This is a genomic window from Xanthobacter autotrophicus, assembly GCF_005871085.1.
Taxonomy (GTDB): Bacteria; Pseudomonadota; Alphaproteobacteria; order Rhizobiales; family Xanthobacteraceae; genus Xanthobacter; species Xanthobacter autotrophicus.
Window position 1 is genome coordinate 558,997 of sequence record NZ_VAUP01000022.1, and the last position, 20,918, is coordinate 579,914.

Sequence of the window (20,918 nt, forward strand, 5' to 3'; positions counted from 1 at the left end):
TTCCATGAAAGCCCTCGCGACTGCCGGCGCGCTCGCCCTCGCGCTCGCCGCCGGCCTCCTCAGCGCGGCGTCCGCCGAGACCATCAAGGTCGGCGTCACCCCCGGCCCCCACGCCCAGATCCTGGAGAAGGTGAAGGCCGAAGCGGCCAAAAAAGGCCTTGATATCAAGGTGATCGAGTTTTCCGACTATGTGGTGCCCAACGCCGCGCTGGCCGGCGGCGATCTTGAGGCAAACTCGTTCCAGCACCAGCCCTACCTCGACAACCAGATCAAGGATCGCGGCTACAAGATCGTGCCCGTGGGCCTGACGGTGAATTTCCCCATCGGGGTCTACTCGACGAAGTACAAGAGCTTCGCCGATATCCCCGCCGGCGCATCGATCGGTATTCCGAACGATCCCACCAACGGCGGGCGCGTCCTGCTGCTCTTGGCCGACAAGGGCATCATCAAGCTGAAGGATGGCATCGGGGTGAAGGCCTCGGTGGTGGACGTGATCGACAACCCCAAGAAGCTCAAGTTCGTGGAGATCGACGCCGCCCAGCTGCCGCGTTCCCTGCCCGATCTCGCCGCCGCCGGCATCAACACCAATTATGCCAAGGAAGCCGGTCTCGACCCGGTGAAGGACCCCATCCTGCGCGAGGACCCCAAGGGGCCTTATGTGAACGTCATCGCGGTGCGGGCCGAGGACAAGGACAAGGCCTGGGTGAAGACTTTGGTGGAAACCTACCAGTCGCCCGAGACTAAAGCCTTCATCCTGGAGACCTTCAAGGGCGCCGTGCTGCCGAGCTGGTGATCCGGCGAAGGCCTTTCCCGGCAGCGCCGCCCAAGTGCATTGCGAAGGCCGGTGGGTTCAGCCCACCGGCCTTTTTCATGTCTTCACCGCCAGCAGGAACAGGCGCGGGAAGGCCAGCAGCACCTTGCCATCCACCCGCGGCAGATAACGGTCGCCGAGGCGCGCGGCATAATCCTCAAGGAACTGCGCGCGCTCGTCGCCTTCCAGCGCATCGAGGAAAGGGCGAAGGCCGGTGCTCTTCAGCCACTCCACGATGGCCGCGACCCCGTTCAGCGGGTGGTTGTAGATGGTGTGCCAGATGTCCACCCGCGCGGCGTGGGGCGCCAGCATATTGTAATAGCCGCCGGGCTCCGGCAGCACGGCACGGGCGCGGGAGGCCTCCGACAGCTTGTCCGCCCACGGCCCGGACATGGCGGTCTCCCGCATGGCCACATGGGACGGCTCGTCCAGATTGTCCGGCATCTGCACCGCCAGCACGCCGCCCGGCGCCAGCAGGGACAAGAGCCGGGGCAGCAGCACCGCGTGGTCGGGCACCCATTGCAGCACCGCATTGGCGAAGATGAGATCCGCCGGCCTGTCCAGGGTGAAGGTGGTGGCATCGCCCGCCTCGAAGCGGGCGGACGGCAGGCGCGTGCGGGCGGCCGCCAGCATGTCGGGCGAGGTATCGAGCCCCAGCACCTCGGCGCCGGGAAAGCGCTCCGCCAGAAGCTGGGTGGAATTGCCGGGGCCGCAGCCGAGATCCACCACGAAGGCGGCCTCCGCAAGGGGCACCTGTGCCAGCAGATCGCGGGACGGGCGGGTGCGCTCATCCTCGAACTTCAGATACTGGCGGGCATTCCAATCGGCGGCCATGAATCGCGCTCCCTTGGGCCGGTTTCGCCGGTTGGGCTGATGGGCCCGAATGGCGAATCCGGCACCGATCTTAGCAAAGACAGAGGCCCGGTCAGGCTGGAAAACGGGTGAACGCGGCCCTCATACCGCCGCCTACCGTCTTTGACCGGTGCCGGGATGGCATCGCTCCGGGACGGCGGGGGTTTCCTGGCCGGGGAGGACAAGCCCCATTCACCCGCCATTGGCAGGCATACCCAGCCACCAGCCCCCCTGTGAGGGGAGGAAGACGCAAGGCAGCGGATTTGCAGGTCACCGGGATCTGGGGGAAGTGGCGCCACGATGTCTGGACGTGCGGCGACGCTTGCACAGACAAGGCCTATCGAGAAAAACTCGCGCGGGCCAAAGGCCGCGCCACGGCTCGTCCGGGGCATCCACGCCGCTCCGCTGGCGCCATCCCTGCACAGGACACGCCAGGCGGTCGAGGCGTGGATGGCCGGGACGAGTCCTGCCGGACCCGAAGCCCCAGAGACAAACGCCCCAAAAGCAAACGCCCCAGGACAAGTGCCCCTTCACGGTCCGCAGCCGGGATCCGTGCGTGCCTCACACCTTGATGAGCAATCTGGATGAGCAATCTGGATGAGTAAAATCAGGATGGGCCAAATCAGGCCGGGACGAATGGTGCGTCAAGAATAAGGGCAGTCGTCACGCAGGCGCGACGCGCACAGGCGCCAAAACGGCAAAGCCCGGAAGGGAGCCACGGCGCGCGAAACGCGCCGTGGCGTTTTGATCAGGCCGCAGCCGAGACGTTGGTCGGAACCGACGCGATGGTCTTCAGGATCTGCGAGGCGATCTGGTAGGGGTCGCCCATGGAATTGGGGCGGCGATCCTCAAGATAGCCCTTGTAATCGTTCCGCACGAAGGAGTGCGGCACGCGGATGGACGCGCCACGGTCGGCCACGCCATAGGAGAACTTGTTCCACGGCGCGGTTTCATGCTTGCCGGTGAGGCGCATGTGGTTGTCCGGGCCGTACACCGCCATGTGGTCCTCGAGATTGGTCTCGAAGGCCGCCATCAGCGCCTCGAAATAGGCCTTGCCGCCCACTTCGCGCAGATAGGTGGTGGAGAAGTTGGCATGCATGCCCGAGCCGTTCCAGTCGGTGTCGCCGAGCGGCTTGCAGTGGAACTCGATGTCCACGCCGTACTTCTCGGTGAGACGGAGCAGCAGGTAGCGCGCCATCCACACTTCGTCGGCCGCCTTCTTGGAGCCCTTGCCGAACACCTGGAATTCCCACTGGCCCTTCGCGACTTCCGCGTTGATGCCTTCGTGGTTGATGCCGGCCGCGAGGCAGAGGTCGAGGTGCTCCTCGACGATCTGGCGGGCGATGTTGCCGACGTTCTTGTAGCCGACGCCGGTGTAGTACGGGCCCTGGGGCGCCGGGAAGCCGTTCTCCGGGAAGCCGAGCGGGCGGCCGTCCTTGTAGAAGAAGTATTCCTGCTCGAAGCCGAACCAGGCGCCGGCATCGTCGAGGATGGTGGCGCGCTTGTTGGTCGGGTGCGGCGTGACGCCATCGGGCATCATCACTTCGCACATGACCAGGGCGCCGTCGGTGCGGGCCGGATCGGGATAAACCGCCACGGGCTTGAGCACGCAGTCAGAGCTGCGGCCCTCGGCCTGCTGGGTGGAGCTGCCATCGAAGCCCCACAGCGGCAGTTCCTCGAGGGTCGGGAACACGTCGTATTCCTTGATCTGCGTCTTGCCACGCAGATTCGGGGTCGGGGTGTAACCGTCCAGCCAGATATACTCGAGCTTAAACTTTCGCATTGCAGTCTCTCATAAGCCGATGACGTGAGATTTTGGAACTCGTGACTGAGCGTCCGGCCGCGAAGAATCCACTGACCGTTTGGGCCGCAGTTTCCTTAGCAATCCGCGTGCCAAGGTTCACGCAACCGCCATACAAGGGCGCGCGACGCCCCTTTCGGGCACGACCTGCCCATTTGTGCACCAGGATTAGGCCTTACGCTTGGGCGGATCGCCCATCACGCAGGCAAACCCGCCATATCGCCGAGCCCAAGCGCCACCATCGCGATTCCGACGGAACAAATGCGCGCCACGGATGATTGATCTCGGGCACCCTCGCTGCACTGCGATAGACGCGCGGACGCTATGCACCATGCGCGCAAACAAATCGGATATCTGTCTTGAAATTATATCCGCCTATAATTTAGGCATCATACTAATTTTTTAGGCAATTTATGTATATGCAGATCCAAAACTCTGCTAAGAATGGATCAATGGATGGCGCCCAGGAGGCTCATCGACCGGAGTTTGAATGATGACTGTGATGCAGAAGCGCGAGACGGCGAAAATCTATCCCTTCCCGATGAAGAATGGCGCGAATGTCGGCATGCCTTCCAAAGAGGCGAAATGGGCGGCGGAAATCGCGGCCATGGGAGCCACCCAGGCGGTCATCGGCTCCAGCTGGTATCACGACGAAGCCGTAAAGGCCGACGCCCGGCCCGAGCGCCGCTGATCGCCGTCGCGGTCGGCCCGCGCGGCTTCGTTCCGCGCGGCTGGCGGGGCACCTCCCGCCCTTTTGCCTTGGGCTCGCCCGACGAATGTTCCATCAGGCCTGGCCGGCAGCGCCGGCCGGGAAGCGCAGGGCGAGTTCAAAGGCCCACCCCATCGGGCGCCATCGTCCGCGTTCGGCCGGCCTGCCGAGCCCTAGCTCATGCTCCGGGCAAGCGTGGTCGCCGGTAGCGCCGGGGCTGACACCTCCCTGTTCCACTCCCAATGCAAGCTTTGCCCGCCCGTGCTGATTCGCGCCGGGCCGGAGCCGGTCCGCGCCGCATGGACCGCTTTTTGCGTCTCCTCTCCCGGGCACTTTCACGGGTAGGGAATGCGACATGGCACTCGACATCAACGGCGACTGGACCGACGCCGACCTCGCCAAGCTCATCGGCTCGGTGGTGGATGACCGCGACTGGCGGCTGGAAGTGACCAAGGAGGGTGTTGCCACCCTCGCCGACAAGACCGCCAACCCCACGGGCGCGGACTATGACGAGGGCCTGCACTGCTTCTTCGAGACCTGGATGGCGGGCACCGATTTCGTCGGCCCCTCGGCAGCGGGCGACAAGACCCTGGTGGGCAAGATCGCCACGGCCCTGCGCGCCAATTATCCGGCGCTGAAGGGCGAGAAGTTCATCTACGTGTCCCTGTAGGATCAACACCCCGATCAGCTTGCCAGGCAGCTTCCATGGCAAGCCGATCGGGGTTTTCATCTTTCGGGTGGGCCGGATGGACCATCCGGTTGCTTCAAGGCCTTCGGACACCGCCCGATCGATCATCCGCTTCTACTCTCCCGTTTCCGGGTTTCACTGGCACAGGAAGCCGCCGTCCACCGGCAGGATGTGGCCAGTGACCATGGACGCCATGGAGCTTGCGAGGAACAGCACCGCGTCGGCCACCTCCTCCGGCTCGGCGATGCGGCCCATGGGCATCAGCGCCTCGATCCTGGCCAGTTGCTCCGCGTCGTTCATCAGCGGCGCAATAAAGGGGGTGCGCACCCAGGTGGGCGCCACGGCATTCACCCTTATGCCCGCTGGGGCCAGCTCCACCGCCAGCGCGCGCGTGAAGTTCACGATGGCGCCCTTGCTGGCCTGATAGGCCGGGTTGGGATAAGGCCCGCCCCCCGACAGCCCCATGATGGACGCGATGTTGACGATGGCGCCCGCGCCCTGCGCCCGCATGGCCGGCACCACCGCACGGGTGGTGAGGAAGGCGCCGGTGACATTCACCGCGAACACCTTCTCCCAGTCCGAAAGCGCCAGCTCGGCGATGCCCTTGCGGATGGAGAGGCCGGCATTGTTGACCAGGATATCCACGCGGCCATGAACGGCGAGCAGATACGCCACGCCCTCCCCCACCGCCGCCTCGTCGGTCACGTCGAAGGCCTGGCTGGAGGCGCGCGCGCCCTCCGCCCTCAGCGCCTGCGCCGCCGCCTCGGCCGCCGCGCCGTCGCGATCGGACAGCACCACATGGGCGCCCTGCCGGGCGAGGATCTGCGCCGCCGCAAGGCCGATGCCGCTCGCCGCCCCCGTCACCAGGGCCACCTTCCCGGACAGATCGAGATCCGCCGCCATTCCTGCTTCCTCCCCGCGATTCGCGGGGAGGATCATCCCACATGCGCCCGTCGTGCGCGCTATCCGGGACCGGCGCCGGGCGCCATCCGCGAGGTGCGCGAGATGCAGATGGCGCCGGGGCTGGCAGCGCCAGCCCGACTGGCTCCAGCTGTCCGAGAACCGGCTTCGGCCACCGTGACGGCGGCGCCGGTCGCTCCTCAGCGCAGGCCGAAGCCGAGGGCTTTCAGCACTTCCGGGATGCGGTCGCGCCCGCTTAAGGACTCCGCCCCGCGCACGCGAGCCAGGGCCGCGCTGGTCCAGCCCACCTGCGGCAGGTTCTGGCCGCGCTGGAAGGCCTTCAGCGCGTCCTCATAATGGTCCAGCGCCGCCTGCGGCAGGCTGGCGTCATAGCGCTCGCGGTGGAGCACCAGGCGCTGGGCGATGCGCGGCTTCACATCCGCCGGGCGCTGCGGATCGGGATAGCCGATGGCGAGGCCGAACACGCCCACCACGTTGGGCGGCAGGCCCAGAAGCTGCGCCACCACGTCCGGCTTGTTGCGCAGGGCGCCGAGATAGACGCCGCCCAGCCCGAGGGATTCCAGGGCCACGAGCGCATTCTGCGCCGCCAAAGCGGCATCGATGATGCCCACGAACAGGGTTTCAAGGAAGGAAAGCGCGTCGGTGGGCGCCCCGGCGCGGCGGCCGATCTCCTCCAGCCGCGAGAGGTCGGCGAGCCAGACCAGCACCAAGGGGGCTTCCACCACATGCTTCTGGCCGCCCGCCACCTCGGCGAGGCGCGCCTTGGTGGCCGGGTTCTCCACCGCCACCACGCTGAAGGTCTGAAGGTTGGACGAGGACGGCGCCGACTGCGCCGCCGCCACCAGGGTCTCGATCAGCCCCTCGGGCAGGGGGCGGTCGGAGAAGGCACGCACGGTGCGATGGGAGAGCAGCGCGGCGATGGTGTCGTTGAGGAGGATGCCGGCGGGCGCCTCGGCGGCGCCGTAGCGGGCCTCCAGCAAAGCGCGGGCATCGGATGACGGGGCCGGCGCGGGGCGGGCCTCAGACAGGGTGGCAGACATGACAGCTCCATGATGCGGAGGCCGGAACGGTTCAGCTCGCGGCAAGCTGAACCGTTCCCGTCCCGGACTTCAAGCAACAAGACCGTTTGACTGTGTCTCAGTTTGAAAAGGAGCGCCGGAGCCCCCTGCTCTCCATCCCCGCGCCGGCCAACTCCCTCTCCCGCTTGCGGGGGAGGGGTGGGGAGGGGGCAGAGGCGCCGGGGCAGAATACCCGGCGGGCAAGGTGGCGCAGAAGGCCCGCCCCCACCCTTCCCCGCCCGAACTCGGCTTCTACCGCGTTCGGTTCCCACGAGCCGAGGCCGGAAACATCCGGCCTTCGGGCGGGAGAGGGTTCTGGGGCGCACCTGGTCGAAGCAGCAGACTTTCAAACTGATACACCCCCGACCGTCTGCCCGATGGCATCGGTCTTCCGACACTCAGGCCCCGGCCGCCACCGGCTCCGCCGGCGCAACCGTCGCCCCGCGCCGGAAGCCGGCGGCGGGGTGGGTGGAAGGAAGCGTGGGACCACGGCCGGGGAACAGCTTCTGGCGCAGGGGGCCTTCGGCATAGGCCGTCTTGTAGACGCCACGGTCCTGAAGCTCCGGCACCACCAGATCCACGAAGGCCGCCAGCGTCTCGTGGGAGACGAGGCGGTTCAGGTTGAAGCCGTCGATGTCCGTGTCCTCCACCCAGGACAGGATCTCGTCCGCCACCTCGCTCGGCGACCCCACGATGAAGGGGGCGCGGGCGCCGATGGCCGAGAGGGTGGCGAGGTCCTTCACCTTCAGCGGCTCGGCACTGCGCAGGGTCAGGTTCTCCAGCGTGGACTGGATGGCGTTGCTCTTCACATAGGAGATGGCGTCGTCCGGATCGACCTTGGAGAGGTCCACCCCGGTCCAGCCTGAGAGCAGGGCGAGCTGGCCCGCCGTGTTCACATATTGCGCATAATCGGCGAGGCGATCGAGGGCCTCCGCCCGGGTCGGCGCGACGATCACGGTGGCACCGGGGAACATGCGGATGTCGTAGGGGTCGCGGCCGAAGGACTGCGCCGCCTGCCGGATCGCCCGCACCGACTCGGCAAGGATGGGCCTTGTCTGGCCGTTGAGGAAAATGCCCTCGGAATGCTTCGCCGCGAACAGCCGCCCGCGATCGGAGGCCCCCGCCTGGTAGAGCACCGGCGTGCGCTGGGGCGAGGGCTCGGCGAGGTGGATGCCGTCCACCTGGTAGTAAGGCCCATCGTGATGGATGCGGTGGACCTTGGCGGGATCGGTGAACACCCGCGCGGAGCGGTCGCGGTGCACCGCGCCGTCTTCCCAGCTGGATTCCCACAATTTGTAGACGGCGGCGAGGAAGTCTTCCGCCGCCTCGTAGCGGGCGTCGTGGGCGCGGTTGGCCACATGGCCCATGCCCTTGGCGCCGCTGTCCAGATAGCCGGTGACGATGTTCCAGCCCACCCGCCCGCCGGTGAGGTGGTCGAGGGTCGAGAAGCGGCGGGCGAACTGGTAGGGGTGCTCGTAGGTGAGGTTGGCGGTGACGCCGAAGCCGATGTGCTTCGTCGCCTGCGCCATCACCGGTACCACCAGCGTGGGATCGATATGGGGGGTCTGCGCGGCCGAGAGCAGGGCGGCGTCGGGCGTCCCGCCATAGACGTCATAGATACCTAACACGTCGGCGATGAAGATGCCGTCCAGCAGGCCGCGCTCGGCGGTCTGCGCCAGCTCGATCCAGTAATCGAGGCTGTTGTAGTCGATGGCCTTGTCGCGCGGATGGGCCCACAGGCCGGCCCAGGTGTGGCCGGGGGCGGCCATGTTGAAGGCGTTGAAGCGCAGCTCCCGCTTGCAGCTCATGAGGATCTCCTGCGCGTCAGCTGTAGAGCGGGGTCGGGGTGATGGTGCCGTTGAGCGCGTAATTGCCCACTTCCCGCGCCTTGTAGACGATGGGATCGTGCAGGGTGTGGGTGCGGATGTTGCGCCAGAAGCGGTCGAAGCCGTAGTGCTCGGCGGTGGCCCGCGCGCCCATCAGCTCGAAGATCTTCGAGGTGATCTCCAGCGCGGTGCGGCTGGAATGCACCTTGGCGGCATAGATGGCCCCCGCCGCCACGTTGCGCTCATCAAGGGTGATGTCGTTGGCGCGCGCCGCGGCCGCCTCGAAGCGGTCGGCGGCCACGTCGGCGAGGGCGAGGGAGGCACGCAGCTCCACGTCGAGCAGGCCGTAATGCTCGAGGATGTAGGGGTCGAGGCTCGCCTTCTCCACGTTGGAGGCCTGCCAGGGCCGCGAGACGGTGCGGATGTAGCGGTTGGCCTCGCTGAGCGCGCCCTCGGCCGTGCCGAGGTAGAAATTGACGATGAGCAGCTGGTGGAACGGCACCACCAGGCTAGTGCGCGGCGGCGGCGCGGCGGCGGGATCGCCCAGCACCTCGTCCCTGGCCACATGCACGTCGGCGAAGGTGATGGTGCCGCTCTCCGACAGCCGCTGGCCGAAGGCGTCCCAGTCGTTGCCGTGGGTCACCCCCTCCCGGTCGCCGGGGACCACCAGCACGGCGAAGCCATCGTTCAGTTCGGCGCGCAGGGTGATGCGGTCGGCGAGGGAGGCGTTGGAGGCGAAGGTCTTGCGGCCGGTGAGGCGGAAGCCGTCTTCAACTGCCGTGAGTTTTGATTCCGGATCACGCGGGTTGGAGGCCCCGCCCCAGAACCAGTTGCCGGCCACCGAGGCCCGCGACAGCGCCGCGCTTTGCTCAGGCGCCGCCCGCCACAGGGCGTTGGTGAGGTGGAGATAATGGTAGGCGAGCAGCTGGGCGATGGACGCATCCGCCCGCCCGATCACCCGCACCGCCAACAGCGCGTCGGTGAAGCTGCCGCCGCCCCCGCCGTGCTCCTGCGGGTTGAGCAGGGGCAGCAGGCCGGAGCCGCGCAAAAGCTCCAGTTCCTTGCGGGGGGCAGCGCCGAGGCGGTCGCGCTCGGCGGCGTCCGGCAGCAGCGCCTGCGCCACCCGCTCGGCGGCGGCGATGGCGTCGAAGCGGGGCGCCGGGCTCTCGGCCGGGCGCCCGGCGGGGAAGGTGACGACGGAAGGGCGGGTCATGGCAAAGGTCCTGTGGCGGCGGTCCTGCTGGGGGTGTGGGCGGGCCTTTCGGCGCGGCCGCTCACCACGCCGGCAGGATGCTTCCCTTGAACTTGGCGAGGGTGAAGTCCTTCACCGGCTGCGAGCGGTAGACCTCGATGAACTTGCGCACGCGCGGATCATCCTTGCGGTCCTCCCGCGCGGCGAAGACGAGGGTGAAGTACGGCTTGGCCTCCTCCACACTGGTCTCGGCCACCAGCGCCTTGTTGAGATCGAGGCCGGCGAGATAGGCGTAGTTGGAGGAGACGAAGGCGGCCGCCACGTCATCCAGCGAGCGCGGCAACTGGGCGGCGTCAATCTCCACGATCTGCAGCTTCTTGGGGTTCTCCGCCACATCCAGCACGCTGGCATAAAGGCCCGTGCCCGGCTTGAGCTTGATCAACCCGGCCTTCTGGAACAGCAGCAGGGCACGCCCGCCATTGGTTGGATCATTGGGTATGGCGATCTTGGCACCGGCCGGAATGTCGGCGGCGCTGGTGTATGTCTTGGAATAGATGCCGGCCGGCACCAGGAGAGATTCGTCGAGGGCCACGATCTGGTAGTTGCGTGTCTTGATCTGGTTGGCGAGATACGGCCGGTTCTGGAAGTTGTTGAGGTCGATGTCGCCGGCCTGGAGCGCCGCGTTGGGCTGGTTCCAGTCGGTGAACTCGATGATCTCCGCCTTCACCCCTTCCTTCTCGGAAAGCCGCGCCGCCTCGCGCAGGACATCGCCATAGGGACCGGCGGAGACGCCCACCTTGAGCGGCTTGTCGGCCGCCGGAGCCGGCGTCTGGGCCTGCGCGCCGGCACCGAGGGTGAAGAGGGCGAGCCCGGAGACCGCCCCAGAAAAGGCCAAAGCGAGGAAGCGGGAGCGGGACAGAACAGTCATGGGTTCATCCGTGTCAGGGCCGGCCAGATCTGCCGGCCCGGCAAGTGAAGGAAGGATTTCGCGAAGATGATGCCTTCTGAAGGGAAGCTTTGGCGCGGGCCGGCAGCTCACGCCGTGGCGCGGGCCTCGTTGGCGTAAAGGCTCTCCGGGCGCGGCAGGCCATAGTGCTCGCGCAAGGTCTTTCCGGTGTATTCACTGCGGAACAGGCCACGCTTGCGCAGGATCGGCACCACCTGCGAAGTAAACAGATCGAAGCCGCCGCGGAACCAGGGCGGCATCACGTTGAAGCCGTCGGCCGCGCCCTTCTCGAACCAGAGCTGGATCTCGTCGGCGATCTTCTCCGGCGTGCCCACCACCACATAATGGCCGCGCGCGCCGGCGAGGCGATCGATGAGCTGGCGCAGGGTCGGCTTCTCGCGCTTGACGATGTCCACCACCAGCTGGAAGCGGCTCGCCACGGTGCGGGCGGGGCCGGCATCGGCGAAGGCGTCCAGCGACACCACGCCGTCCAGTGGATGGCCGGTGAAGTCCACGCCGGTGATCTGCTTGAGCTGGGTGATGGAATAGGCCGGCTGGATCAGGTCGTTGACCTCGTCGTACAGCCGCTTCGCCTCGGCCTCGGTGGAGCCGATATAGGGGCTGATGCCGGGCAGGATCTTCACATGGTCCGGGTTGCGGCCCAGCGACTGCGCCTGCTTCTTGATGTCGGCATAGAAGGCCTGCGCGCTTTCCACCGTCTGGTGGGCGGTGAAGATGGCCTCCGCATAGCGCGCGGCGAAGGAGCGGCCGTCGTCCGAGGAGCCGGCCTGCACATAGACCGGGCGGCCCTGCGGGCTGCGCGGGGTGTTGAGCGCGCCCTTCACCCGGAAGTGCCGGCCCACATGCTCGATGGGGTGGATCCTGGCATCGTCCGCGAACACGCCGGAGACGGGATCGGCGACGAGGGCGTCGTCCTCCCAGCTGTCCCAGAGCTTGGTCACCACGTCCACGAACTCGGCGGCGCGGGCGTAGCGCTCGGCGTGGCTCGGGGTCTCGGCGAGGCCGAAATTGCCGCTCGCCTGCGGCACGGCGGTGGTGACGATGTTCCAGCCCGCGCGCCCGCCGCTCAGATGGTCGAGGGAGGCATAGAGCCGGGCGAGGTTATAGGGCTCGTAATAGGTGGTGGAGGCGGTGCCGATGAGGCCGATATGGGTGGTGGCCGCCGCGATGGCCGCAAGCCAGGTCAGCGGTTCGATGCGGAAGCGCGAGGCGAAGCGGATGTTGTCCACCTGCGCCGGGCCGTCGGCGAAGAACACCGCATCGAGCTTGGCGGCTTCCGCCGAGCGGGCGAGGTCCTGGTAGAAGGTGATGTCCAGCAGCCGCTCGGGGCTCGCGCCGGGATAGCGCCAGCCGGCCTCGTGATGGCCGCCCGGATAGATGAACAGGTTGAGGACAAGCTGCCGGCCGGGCGACGTCTCAACATGGGCCATGGATACTCTCCTCGCGATCCCCGCACGGGATCACGTTCTCGCCGCGTGCCTCCCTCTCGGGATCACGTGCGGCGTGTGACGGGGCAGAACGAAAGGGTGTCGGCGGGCGCCCTCGGGAGGGCGCGCGAGATGGCTCACGAGACGGCTCGCGCGCAGCCTTACAGAGCGCCCACCGGATCGCGGCGCGGACGCGCGGGGCAATCCTTGACGGGCGCAGCCGCCAGGCGAGGGACCATCAGAGCAGACAGCGGGCGCGGCTCATCGGGACCTCCATGGCAACGCGTCTTCGCCCTCCACGATAGGCACGCCGGACGTCCCGTCAATCATTTTTTGATTTATTCGATGGTTTAAGTTGAATTATAAATCGGCCGGGGTTTTCCGGCCATCGCGCCGGGGTTCCGCCACCAGCGTTGACGTCACCCCGCCTCAGGGTCTTTTCTCCCCTCCCCTGCCTTTGCCCGTCCCCGGAGCAGCATCCTTCATGCTCGATTATCGTCCCCTCGGGCGCACCGGCCTTTCGGTGTCGTCCATTTCGCTCGGCACCATGACCTTCGGCCAGCAGAACACCGAAGCCGAAGGCCACGCCCAGCTCGACCGCGCCCGCGACGTGGGCATCAACCTGATCGACACGGCGGAGATGTATTCCATCCCGCCCCGGCCCGAGACCCAGGGCTCCACGGAACGCATCATCGGCACCTGGCTGAAGTCCCGCGGCGGGCGCGACAAGGTCGTCCTCGCCACCAAGGTGGCCGGCCGCACCGACAACACCTGGCTGCGCGAGAACGGCGCCAAGACCCGGCTCGATGCGAAGAACATCACCTACGCCATCGAGGGTTCACTCAAGCGCCTGCAGACCGATTACGTGGACCTCTACCAGATCCACTGGCCCGACCGCGCCGTGCCGCTGTTCGGCAATCCTTCAGCGGGCGGCCCGCCCACCAGCGGCGACGGCCCCGAAGTGCCCATCGAGGAGACGCTGGGGGCGCTCGCCGATCTGGTGAGCGCGGGCAAGGTGCGCCATATCGGCCTGTCCAACGAAACGCCCTGGGGCCTCCACCGCTTCCTGAAGGCGGCGGAGACCGGCGGCGGGCCGCGCGTCGCCTCGGTGCAGAACGCGTACCATCTCATCAATCGGGAGTATGAGGTGGGCCTCGCCGAATTCGCCGCGCGGGAAGATGTGGGCCTGCTCGCCTATTCGCCGCTGGCGCAGGGCTATCTCACCGGCAAGTATCTGGACGGCGCGCGCCCGGCCGGCGCCCGCTCCACCCTGTTCGATCGCGGCCAGCGCTACCAGAAGCCCGGCGTGGACGCGGCCATCAAGGCCTATCTGGCGCTGGCGGCCGACCTTGGCCTGACGGCGGTGCAATTGGCGCAGGCGTGGGTGACGAGCCGGCCGTTCGTGACCTCCAACATCATCGGCGCCACCTCCATGGCGCAGTTGGAGGAGACCCTCGCCACCCTCGACGTGGTCATCACCCCGGAGATCGAGGCCCGGGTGAACGCGGTGTTCCAGCTCCACGGCAGCCCGGCCCCCTGAGGGCCGGCACCGCGCCGGCGGTGTCCTGCGCCGCCGCGCGCCGGGTCAGCGCAGCGGCAAGCCCGCGCGGCGGCTGAGCGTGGCCACGCACCGGTCAAGCCCGCGCGGCGCTTGAGCGTGGCCACGCACCAGTCAAGCCCGCGCGGCGCTATCACTCGCACTGGATCAGGCGCACCGGATCGGCGTCAGCGGGCGGCAGGTCGACGGGCAGCAACGCGCCCATGGGCCGGCAGCTTCCGTCCATGCAAACCCGCCAGTCGGCGGTGGCGCCGGAGCGGCGCAGCAGCACCTCCCGCTGGGGCGGAAGCCGGGGATGGGCCACATAGAACCGGCCCTCGCGCACCGCGTCGTCCGGCGGCTCCATGCCGGCACCGGAGCCCTCCACCCGCACCGCGTCGAGCACCAGCCCGCCTGGCGTGGCGCGCCAGTCCTCCTGCCATTCGCTCTTCGCCACCGAATGGGTCCAGGCAAGGGTGAACATCACCGCCAGCCGCGCCACATATGCCCCCGCGACCAGACAGGCGACCGGCATCCGCTCACCCCTGTGCGGACAGGGGCTTGCGCGTGCACCAATAGTGCCAGGCGAGGAAGCCCACCGCCATGGCGAAGCCGGCCTCGTCAGTCATGGGCAGAGCCAGGATGAGCATCGCCGCCGCCACGAAGGCGAAGACCCGTTCCAGTGCATTCAGCGGCCCCAGCAGATAGCCGGTGGCGGTGCCCGCCCACAGGATGATGGCGATGATCGCCTTCAGGAACACATAGGCCACCGACGGCCAGAAGCCGATGGCCGCCGACATGGGGTCGCCGTCCTGCAGCATCAGGGCGGGCGCGTAGACCGCCATGAACGGCACCACATAGCCGGCGAGGGCGATGCGGGTGGCGATCCAGCCGATGGCCTGCCCCGAGACCCCGGCGATGGGCGCGGCGGCGAACGCGGCCAGCGCCACCGGCGGGGTCAGGTCCGCCATGATGCCGAAGTAGAAGACGAACATGTGCGAGACGATGAGCGGCACCCCGAGCGACAGCAGCGCTGGTCCGGCGATGGAGGCGGTGATGATGTAGTTGGGGATGGTGGGCAGGCCCATGCCGAGGATCAGGCAGGCGATCATGGTGAGGACGAGGGACAGGAACAGGGAGTTCTTGCCCACCTCCACCACGAAGGTGGCGAAGGTGGTCGCCACTCCGGTCAGGGTGAAGACGCCGATCATGGTGCCCACCAGGGCGCAGGCGATGCCCACGGGCAGCGCGTTGCGGGCGCCGTCCGCCATGCTCTCCAGGCTGATGCGCAAGGTCTCCCGCCCGCCCTTCACGAAGAACAGCAGCAGCACCAGCGCGAGCACCACGGCGGCGACGCCGTTGATGCCGTATTCAACGAAGCTCGCGGCGGCAAGGCCCAGCGCGATCCAGAACACCACGCGCAGGCCATAGGGCCCGATCACCCGGGCCACCGGAGCGCCGAGCACGATCAGCGCCGTGAGAGCGAGGCCCACGGTCCCCGCGAACAGCGGCGTGTAGCCGGAGAACAAAAGCCACACCAGCACCGCCAGCGGCAGGATCAGATACCAGCGCGCCTTCAGCGCCGCGAGCGCATTGGGGCACTGCTCCCGGGGCAGGCCGGTGAGGCCGCGCCGGCCGGCCTCCAGATGCACCATGGCAAACACGGTGAAGAAATACAGGAAGGCCGGAATCACCGCCGCCGTGGCAATGTCCGCATAGGGCACGTCGATGGTCTCGGCCATGATGAAGGCCACGGCGCCCATCACCGGCGGCATGATCTGCCCGCCCATGGAGGCGGTGGCCTCCACCGCGCCGGCAAAGGCCGGCTTGTAGCCGAACCGCTTCATGAGCGGGATGGTGAACTGCCCGGTGGTGACCACGTTGGCGACGCCCGAGCCGTTGATGGTGCCCATGAGCGCCGAGGAGATCACCGCCACCTTGGCCGGTCCGCCCTTGGCATGGCCCACGAGGCCCATGGCCACGTCGTTGAACAGCTTGATCATCCCCGCCCGCTCGAGAAACGCGCCGAACAGGATGAACAGGAAGATGAAGGACGACGACACATAGGTGGGCGTGCCGTAAATGCCCTCGGTGCCCAGGAACATCTGGTCCACCACCTGCACGAAATCGAACGGGCGATGATCCAGCGGCGCCGGCAGATATTCGCCGAACAGGCCGTAGAGGATGAACATGCCGCACAGGATGGGCAGCGAGGCGCCCATCAGCCGCCGCGAGCCCTCGAACACCAGCGCGACGGCCAGCGTGCCCACCACGATGTCGAGGGTGGAGGGGTCGCCCGCGCGCTGGATCAGCGCCGCATAGAACACCCAGTGATAGAGCCCCACCACGAAGGAGAGGATGCCGAGCCCCCACAGAACGAGCCGCTCGCCGCCGCTCTTGTGGTTGCCGGCGATGGCGAACACCACCAGCAGCAGGAAGCCCACGTGCACCGAGCGCACGATCTGGCTGGCCAACGGGCTCCAGGCGGCGGTGACGATCTGGAAGGCGGAGAATGCCACCGCGATCCAGAACACCGCGCGACCCCACAGGCCGGGGCCCCAGGTGAGATCCAGCAGGGCATCGTCCACCACCACCGCCGCGCCGTGGCCGGGCGCATCAAGATCGTGGCTCACCGGCGGAACGGTGTTGGGGGTGTGCAGCGACGATGTCATGAAACCCTGCCTTCAAGCCCTGTCTTCAACTGGCCCGGGAGGAATTGCACGGGCGCCGCGAGACCTTCGGCCCGCGCGGGCCGGCCGCGTTCCGCCCGGTTCCGGCATGGGACCGGGCGTTCGTCTTCAGGCCGGCACCTCCAGGCTCGGCCGCTGCCTGCGGCCCTCAGGAGGGGCGGCGCCGTGCCCGCGAGGGGGCGCGGTTCAGGGCGTCACGCCCTTTTCCTTGAAATACTTCTCCGCCCCGGGATGGAACGCCACCGGCGAGCCCTTCATGGCATTTTCGATCTTGATGCTGCGCGCGGCGGAATGGGCGGCCGCCAGTTCAGGCAGGTTGTCATAGATCGCCTTGGTGATGGCGTAGACATCCTCATCCTTCATGCTGGCGCGGGTGACGAGGAAGTTGGGCACCGCGGCGGTGGCCACGTCCACGGCCTGTCCCTCATAGGTGTTGGCGGGGATGGTGGCCTTCAGATAGGGCGCGCCGATCTTGTCGATAATGGCGGCGGGCACCTCCACCACCACGATCGGCACCGAATTGGCGAGATCCTTGATGGAGGCCACGCCGAGGCCGGACGATTGCAGCGTGGCGTCGAGCTGGCGGTTCTTCATCAGCTCCACGGATTCGGCGAAGGGCAGGTATTCCACCTTGCCAAGGTCGTCATACTTCAGCCCCGCCGCGCCCAGGATGGCGCGGGCGTTCAGCTCGGTGCCCGACTTCGGCGCGCCCACCGAGAGGCGCTTGCCCTTGAGGTCGGCGATGGTGCGGATGCCGGAATCCTTGGAGGCCACGATCTGGATGTAGTTGGGATAGATGCCGCCCAGCGCGCGCACCTTGGTGAGCGGGGCCTTGAAGCCGGCTTCCTCCTTGCCGGAGGCGCCGTCGGCGAGGCTGTCGGCGAGGGTGAAGGCCACCTCGCCCTTGCCCTGCTCGATGAGGTTCAAATTCTCCACCGATGCCTTGGTGGCCTGAACCGAGGGCCGGGCGCCGGGCACCTTCTCGCCCACCAGCTTCGAGATGGCGACCCCGAGCGGATAATAGACGCCCGACGTGCCGCCGGTGAGGATGTTGACGAACTCGGCCTTGGCCGCCACCGGCGCGAAGGCCAGCGTGGAGACGAGGGCGATGGCACCCAGGCGCGCGGCCTTGAAGGCGCGGGCAGTCGCGATGGTCCGCTTCACAGGCGTGCTCCCTTGCAATTTTTAATCGTTACGAGGGAGGCTAGCGTTTCCTTCCGTCAAGGCCAGAGACTTTCTGCCAACTTAGACTAAAGTCTATACCACCGATCGGCGCGGAGGCCGCATCCGCAACGGGTGATCCGCGCCGGCCCAAGCGGCGCGGATCACGAGGGCGTGCCGTGGTGGCCTCGATCGACAGAGGCCGAAGGTGTCAGTTGGTCCGGCGCCAGGTTTCGCCGCTGCACAGGACCGCGGCCACGCAGCCTTCGAGCCTGAGGCCGTCGCCGGAAAGGGTCATGGAGCCCTTGTAGGTCTTGTTGGAATCGGGATCGAACAGGTTGCCCTTCCACTTGCCGGAGCCGACGGATTCCGCGCCATCGACGATGAGCTGGCCCACCGTCGACTGGAACTTGGGATTGGTCACCGAGATGATCTTGCCGCAGAGCTTGCCGCCGCAATCATAGAAATTCACCACCGTGCCGGTCGACGGCCGCGTGAACTTGCCGAGCGCGTCGGCCGCATGGGCGACACCCGCCGTGGCGAGGGAGAGAAGGCCCACGCAGGTCGCCGCCGCAAGCGCGGAAACCCGCAGGGACCGCGCACGGTCGGACACAGAGATTTTCATTTTCCGTCCACTTCAAGCCAGGAGCCCGACGCAGGTGAAGCACGCTGCGTCGGCGGCGCTGATACCATGGCGGCCCGGTCCGGACTATGCGCGCGCGGACAAGATCCCACCTGAAAACCGGGATGATCTGGCGCGCCCGGCATAATTACGTAACGTCATCAGACTCTGAGCGCCCGAATATTCTCTTCGACGTGCGGTTATACAGAATATGTTACCACTATTGCGGCACCGCCGCCGAGATGCGCTGGGCGGCGTCGAGCAGCACGGGCAAAAAGCGCGTCTTCATGGTCTCGATGGAGGTGCGCCCCTCGTGGGTGCTGACATTGAGCGCGGCCAGCACCTCCGAGCGGCGGTTCTTCACCGGCGCCGCGATGGAGCGCAGGCCCATTTCCAGTTCCTGATCCACCAGCGTCCAGCCCTGCCGGCGCGAGGTCTCGATGGCATCCTTCAGGGCCACCATGTTGGTCACCGTGCGCTCGGTGCGCCGCTCGATCTTCACCCGGTCGTAATAGGCGGCCAGCTCCGCTGGCGGCAGGCCAGCGAGCAGGGTGCGGCCCATGGAGCTGCAATAGGCCGGCAGGCGCGAACCGATGGACAGGCCGATGGTCATCACCCGCTCGGTGGGGACCCGCGCCACATAGACGATGTCGAGGCCATCCAGCACCGCCAGCGAGCAGGATTCCTGAAGCACATTGACCACGTCGCGCATGATCGGCTGGGCCACCTCCCACATGGGCAGGGACGAGAGATAGGCGAAGCCGAGGTCCAGGACCTTGGGGCGCAGGGCGAAATACTTGCCGTCGGTCTCGGCATATTCTTCCCGCACCAAGGTGAGCAGGAAGCGGCGCGCGGCGGCGCGTGTCATGCCGGTCTGCTGGGCCACCTCGGTCAAGGTCATGCGCGGCTTGTAGCGGCTGAAGGTGCGGATCACCTCCAGCCCGCGCACCAGGGACTGCACATAGTCCTTGTCCTCGCTCGCCTGCACCTTGGTCATCCGCCCTCCCCGCTGCGGCGCGCCGGTGCGCCGATGCCACCGGGGCGGATGTAGCATTTGTTCGTATAACGCACAAGATATCTGCCGCAATCGGAGACGGACGATCCGGAAGCGCTGGCCGGAGCGCGCGCGGAACAGCCTTGTGGGACAGCACAGCACGCTCCGCCTGAATACTTTGGCGCGCAGCACGCCCGAAATTTCCTTGACGGCGCCCGCCTCTGGCCCTTATCAATTTTGCGAACTTAAGTTCGTATAACGCACAAAACGAGGAAACGATGAGCGACGCCTTCCTCTGTGACGCGGTGCGCACACCCATCGGGCGCTATGCCGGCGCGCTGTCCTCGGTGCGACCGGACGATCTGGCGGCCCACGTGATCCGTACCCTCGCCGCGCGCAGCCCCGGCCTCGACGCGGCTCAGGTGGAGGACGTGATCTTCGGCTGCGCCAACCAGGCCGGCGAAGACAACCGCAACGTGGCCCGCATGGGCGCCCTGCTCTCCGGCCTGCCCATCGCGGTGCCCGGCACCACCATCAACCGGCTGTGCGGCTCCGGGATGGATGCGGTGGGCACCGCCGCCCGCGCCATCAAGGCCGGCGAGACCGACCTCATGATCGCCGGCGGCGTGGAGAGCATGAGCCGCGCCCCTTTCGTCATGGGCAAGGCCGACAGCGCCTTCTCCCGCGCCGCGAAGATCGAGGACACCACCATCGGCTGGCGCTTCGTGAACCCGGCCATGAAGGCCCTGCATGGGGTCGATTCCATGCCTGAGACCGCCGAGAACGTGGCGGAGGATTTCCAGATCAGCCGCGCCCGGCAGGACGCCTTCGCGCTGGAGAGCCAGCGCCGCGCCGCCGAGGCCTGGGCCGCCGGCCGCTTCGCCGACGAGATCGTCCCTGTCAGCATCCCCCAGCGCAAGGGCGATCCCAAGCTGTTCGAGCGCGACGAGCACATGCGCCCCGACACCAGGCTGGAAGACCTCACCCGCCTGAAGGGCGTGGTGAAGCCCGGCGGCACCGTGACCGCCGGCAACGCCTCCGGCGTCAATGACGGCGCGGCGGCCCTGCTGCTGGCCTCCGCCGCCGGGGTGGAGAAGCACGGCCTGACCCCGCGCGGGCGCGTCGTCGCCATGGCCACCGCCGGCGTGCCGCCGCGCATCATGGGCATGGGCCCGGCCCCCGCCACCCGCAAGGTGCTGGAGAAGGCCGGCCTGACCCTCGCCGACATGGACGTGATCGAGCTGAACGAGGCCTTCGCCGCCCAGGCCTGCGCCGTGCTCGCCGACCTCGGCCTGCCGGATGACGCCGCCCATGTGAACCCCAACGGCGGGGCCATCGCGCTGGGCCATCCGCTCGGCATGTCGGGGGCGCGTCTCATCACCACCGCGCTCTACCAGCTCCACCGCACCGGCGGGCGCTACGCCCTGTGCACCATGTGCATCGGCGTCGGCCAGGGCATCGCCACCATCATCGAGCGAGTGTGAGTTTTGGAGCGTGTTTGAAAACGCGACCGCACCGGTATTTTCACGCCGTCATGGCCGGGCTTGACCCGGCCATCCACGCGGTGCGGCCGGGAGCCACCTTGAGCGGATGGCACCAGCGGCCCGGCGTGGATGCCCGGCACAAGGCCGGGCATGACGCGGTTAGTGCTGCCGGAAATTT

Annotated in this window: 18 protein-coding genes; 5 read left to right on the forward strand and 13 right to left on the reverse strand. The window is 67.5% G+C overall.

What is annotated here, in order from left to right:
* Positions 1-4 precede the first annotated feature (4 nt).
* Positions 5-793, forward strand: a complete 789-nt coding sequence (locus tag FBQ73_RS11320; protein WP_138399569.1) for a MetQ/NlpA family ABC transporter substrate-binding protein — start codon at positions 5-7, stop codon at positions 791-793.
* A 75-nt stretch (positions 794-868) separates the two neighbouring features.
* On the opposite strand, the gene tam is transcribed toward FBQ73_RS11320, so the two are convergent.
* Both tam and FBQ73_RS11330 read right to left on the reverse strand, forming a co-directional pair.
* A complete protein-coding gene (tam, locus tag FBQ73_RS11325; RefSeq protein WP_138399570.1) occupies positions 869-1,645 on the reverse strand; it encodes a trans-aconitate 2-methyltransferase in 777 nt (258 codons plus the stop codon).
* A gap of 766 nt (positions 1,646-2,411) precedes the next feature.
* On the reverse strand, positions 2,412-3,446 hold the full coding sequence (locus FBQ73_RS11330) for a glutamine synthetase beta-grasp domain-containing protein (RefSeq protein WP_138399571.1): 1,035 nt from the start codon (positions 3,444-3,446) through the stop codon (positions 2,412-2,414).
* Between the two features lie 520 nt (positions 3,447-3,966).
* On the opposite strand from FBQ73_RS11330, the gene FBQ73_RS11335 reads away from it, so the two are divergent.
* Positions 3,967-4,155, forward strand: coding sequence for a DUF2735 domain-containing protein (locus FBQ73_RS11335; protein WP_170218844.1), 189 nt, complete (start codon positions 3,967-3,969; stop codon positions 4,153-4,155).
* A gap of 373 nt (positions 4,156-4,528) precedes the next feature.
* Positions 4,529-4,843: a hypothetical protein gene (locus FBQ73_RS11340; protein ID WP_138399573.1), complete on the forward strand. Its 315-nt coding sequence runs from the start codon at positions 4,529-4,531 to the stop codon at positions 4,841-4,843.
* A 153-nt stretch (positions 4,844-4,996) separates the two neighbouring features.
* Here the strand turns inward: FBQ73_RS11340 and FBQ73_RS11345 are convergent, their stop codons facing one another.
* From FBQ73_RS11345 to FBQ73_RS11370, 6 genes are all read right to left on the reverse strand, one after another.
* Positions 4,997-5,764: an SDR family NAD(P)-dependent oxidoreductase gene (locus tag FBQ73_RS11345; RefSeq protein WP_138399574.1), complete on the reverse strand. Its 768-nt coding sequence runs from the start codon at positions 5,762-5,764 to the stop codon at positions 4,997-4,999.
* A gap of 197 nt (positions 5,765-5,961) precedes the next feature.
* A complete protein-coding gene (locus FBQ73_RS11350; RefSeq protein ID WP_138399575.1) occupies positions 5,962-6,822 on the reverse strand; it encodes an NADPH-dependent oxidoreductase in 861 nt (286 codons plus the stop codon).
* A 416-nt stretch (positions 6,823-7,238) separates the two neighbouring features.
* Positions 7,239-8,648 (reverse strand): LLM class flavin-dependent oxidoreductase, encoded by a 1,410-nt coding sequence (locus tag FBQ73_RS11355; RefSeq protein WP_138399576.1) that lies wholly within the window; start codon positions 8,646-8,648, stop codon positions 7,239-7,241.
* Between the two features lie 16 nt (positions 8,649-8,664).
* A complete protein-coding gene (locus FBQ73_RS11360) occupies positions 8,665-9,879 on the reverse strand; it encodes an acyl-CoA dehydrogenase family protein (protein WP_138399577.1) in 1,215 nt (404 codons plus the stop codon).
* A gap of 61 nt (positions 9,880-9,940) precedes the next feature.
* Positions 9,941-10,786, reverse strand: coding sequence for a MetQ/NlpA family ABC transporter substrate-binding protein (locus FBQ73_RS11365; protein WP_138399578.1), 846 nt, complete (start codon positions 10,784-10,786; stop codon positions 9,941-9,943).
* A 107-nt stretch (positions 10,787-10,893) separates the two neighbouring features.
* Entirely contained in the window at positions 10,894-12,255 is a 1,362-nt protein-coding gene (locus FBQ73_RS11370) for an LLM class flavin-dependent oxidoreductase (protein WP_138399579.1), read from the reverse strand.
* Between the two features lie 481 nt (positions 12,256-12,736).
* Here FBQ73_RS11370 and FBQ73_RS11375 point away from each other — a divergent pair, with 481 nt between their 5' ends.
* Positions 12,737-13,792, forward strand: coding sequence for an aldo/keto reductase (locus FBQ73_RS11375; protein WP_138399580.1), 1,056 nt, complete (start codon positions 12,737-12,739; stop codon positions 13,790-13,792).
* Positions 13,793-13,943: 151 nt separating this feature from the next.
* Here FBQ73_RS11375 and FBQ73_RS11380 read toward each other — a convergent pair whose 3' ends face one another.
* The 5 genes from FBQ73_RS11380 to FBQ73_RS11400 all read right to left on the reverse strand — a co-directional run bounded on the left by FBQ73_RS11380 (position 13,944) and on the right by FBQ73_RS11400 (position 19,259).
* Positions 13,944-14,324 carry a DUF1850 domain-containing protein gene (locus FBQ73_RS11380; RefSeq protein WP_138399581.1) on the reverse strand — a complete coding sequence of 127 codons (381 nt, stop codon included), beginning with the start codon at positions 14,322-14,324 and terminating at the stop codon, positions 13,944-13,946.
* Positions 14,325-14,328: 4 nt separating this feature from the next.
* Positions 14,329-16,461: a TRAP transporter permease gene (locus FBQ73_RS11385; RefSeq protein ID WP_138399582.1), complete on the reverse strand. Its 2,133-nt coding sequence runs from the start codon at positions 16,459-16,461 to the stop codon at positions 14,329-14,331.
* A gap of 204 nt (positions 16,462-16,665) precedes the next feature.
* Positions 16,666-17,643: a TAXI family TRAP transporter solute-binding subunit gene (locus FBQ73_RS11390; protein ID WP_392567230.1), complete on the reverse strand. Its 978-nt coding sequence runs from the start codon at positions 17,641-17,643 to the stop codon at positions 16,666-16,668.
* 208 nt (positions 17,644-17,851) lie between these two features.
* Positions 17,852-18,265, reverse strand: coding sequence for a DUF2147 domain-containing protein (locus FBQ73_RS11395; protein WP_138399583.1), 414 nt, complete (start codon positions 18,263-18,265; stop codon positions 17,852-17,854).
* A 217-nt stretch (positions 18,266-18,482) separates the two neighbouring features.
* Complete coding sequence (locus FBQ73_RS11400; RefSeq protein ID WP_138399584.1) at positions 18,483-19,259, reverse strand: IclR family transcriptional regulator; 777 nt, start codon at positions 19,257-19,259, stop codon at positions 18,483-18,485.
* Between the two features lie 275 nt (positions 19,260-19,534).
* Between FBQ73_RS11400 and pcaF the strand changes: the two genes are divergently transcribed.
* Complete coding sequence (gene pcaF, locus FBQ73_RS11405) at positions 19,535-20,740, forward strand: 3-oxoadipyl-CoA thiolase (RefSeq protein WP_138399585.1); 1,206 nt, start codon at positions 19,535-19,537, stop codon at positions 20,738-20,740.
* Positions 20,741-20,918 lie beyond the last annotated feature (178 nt).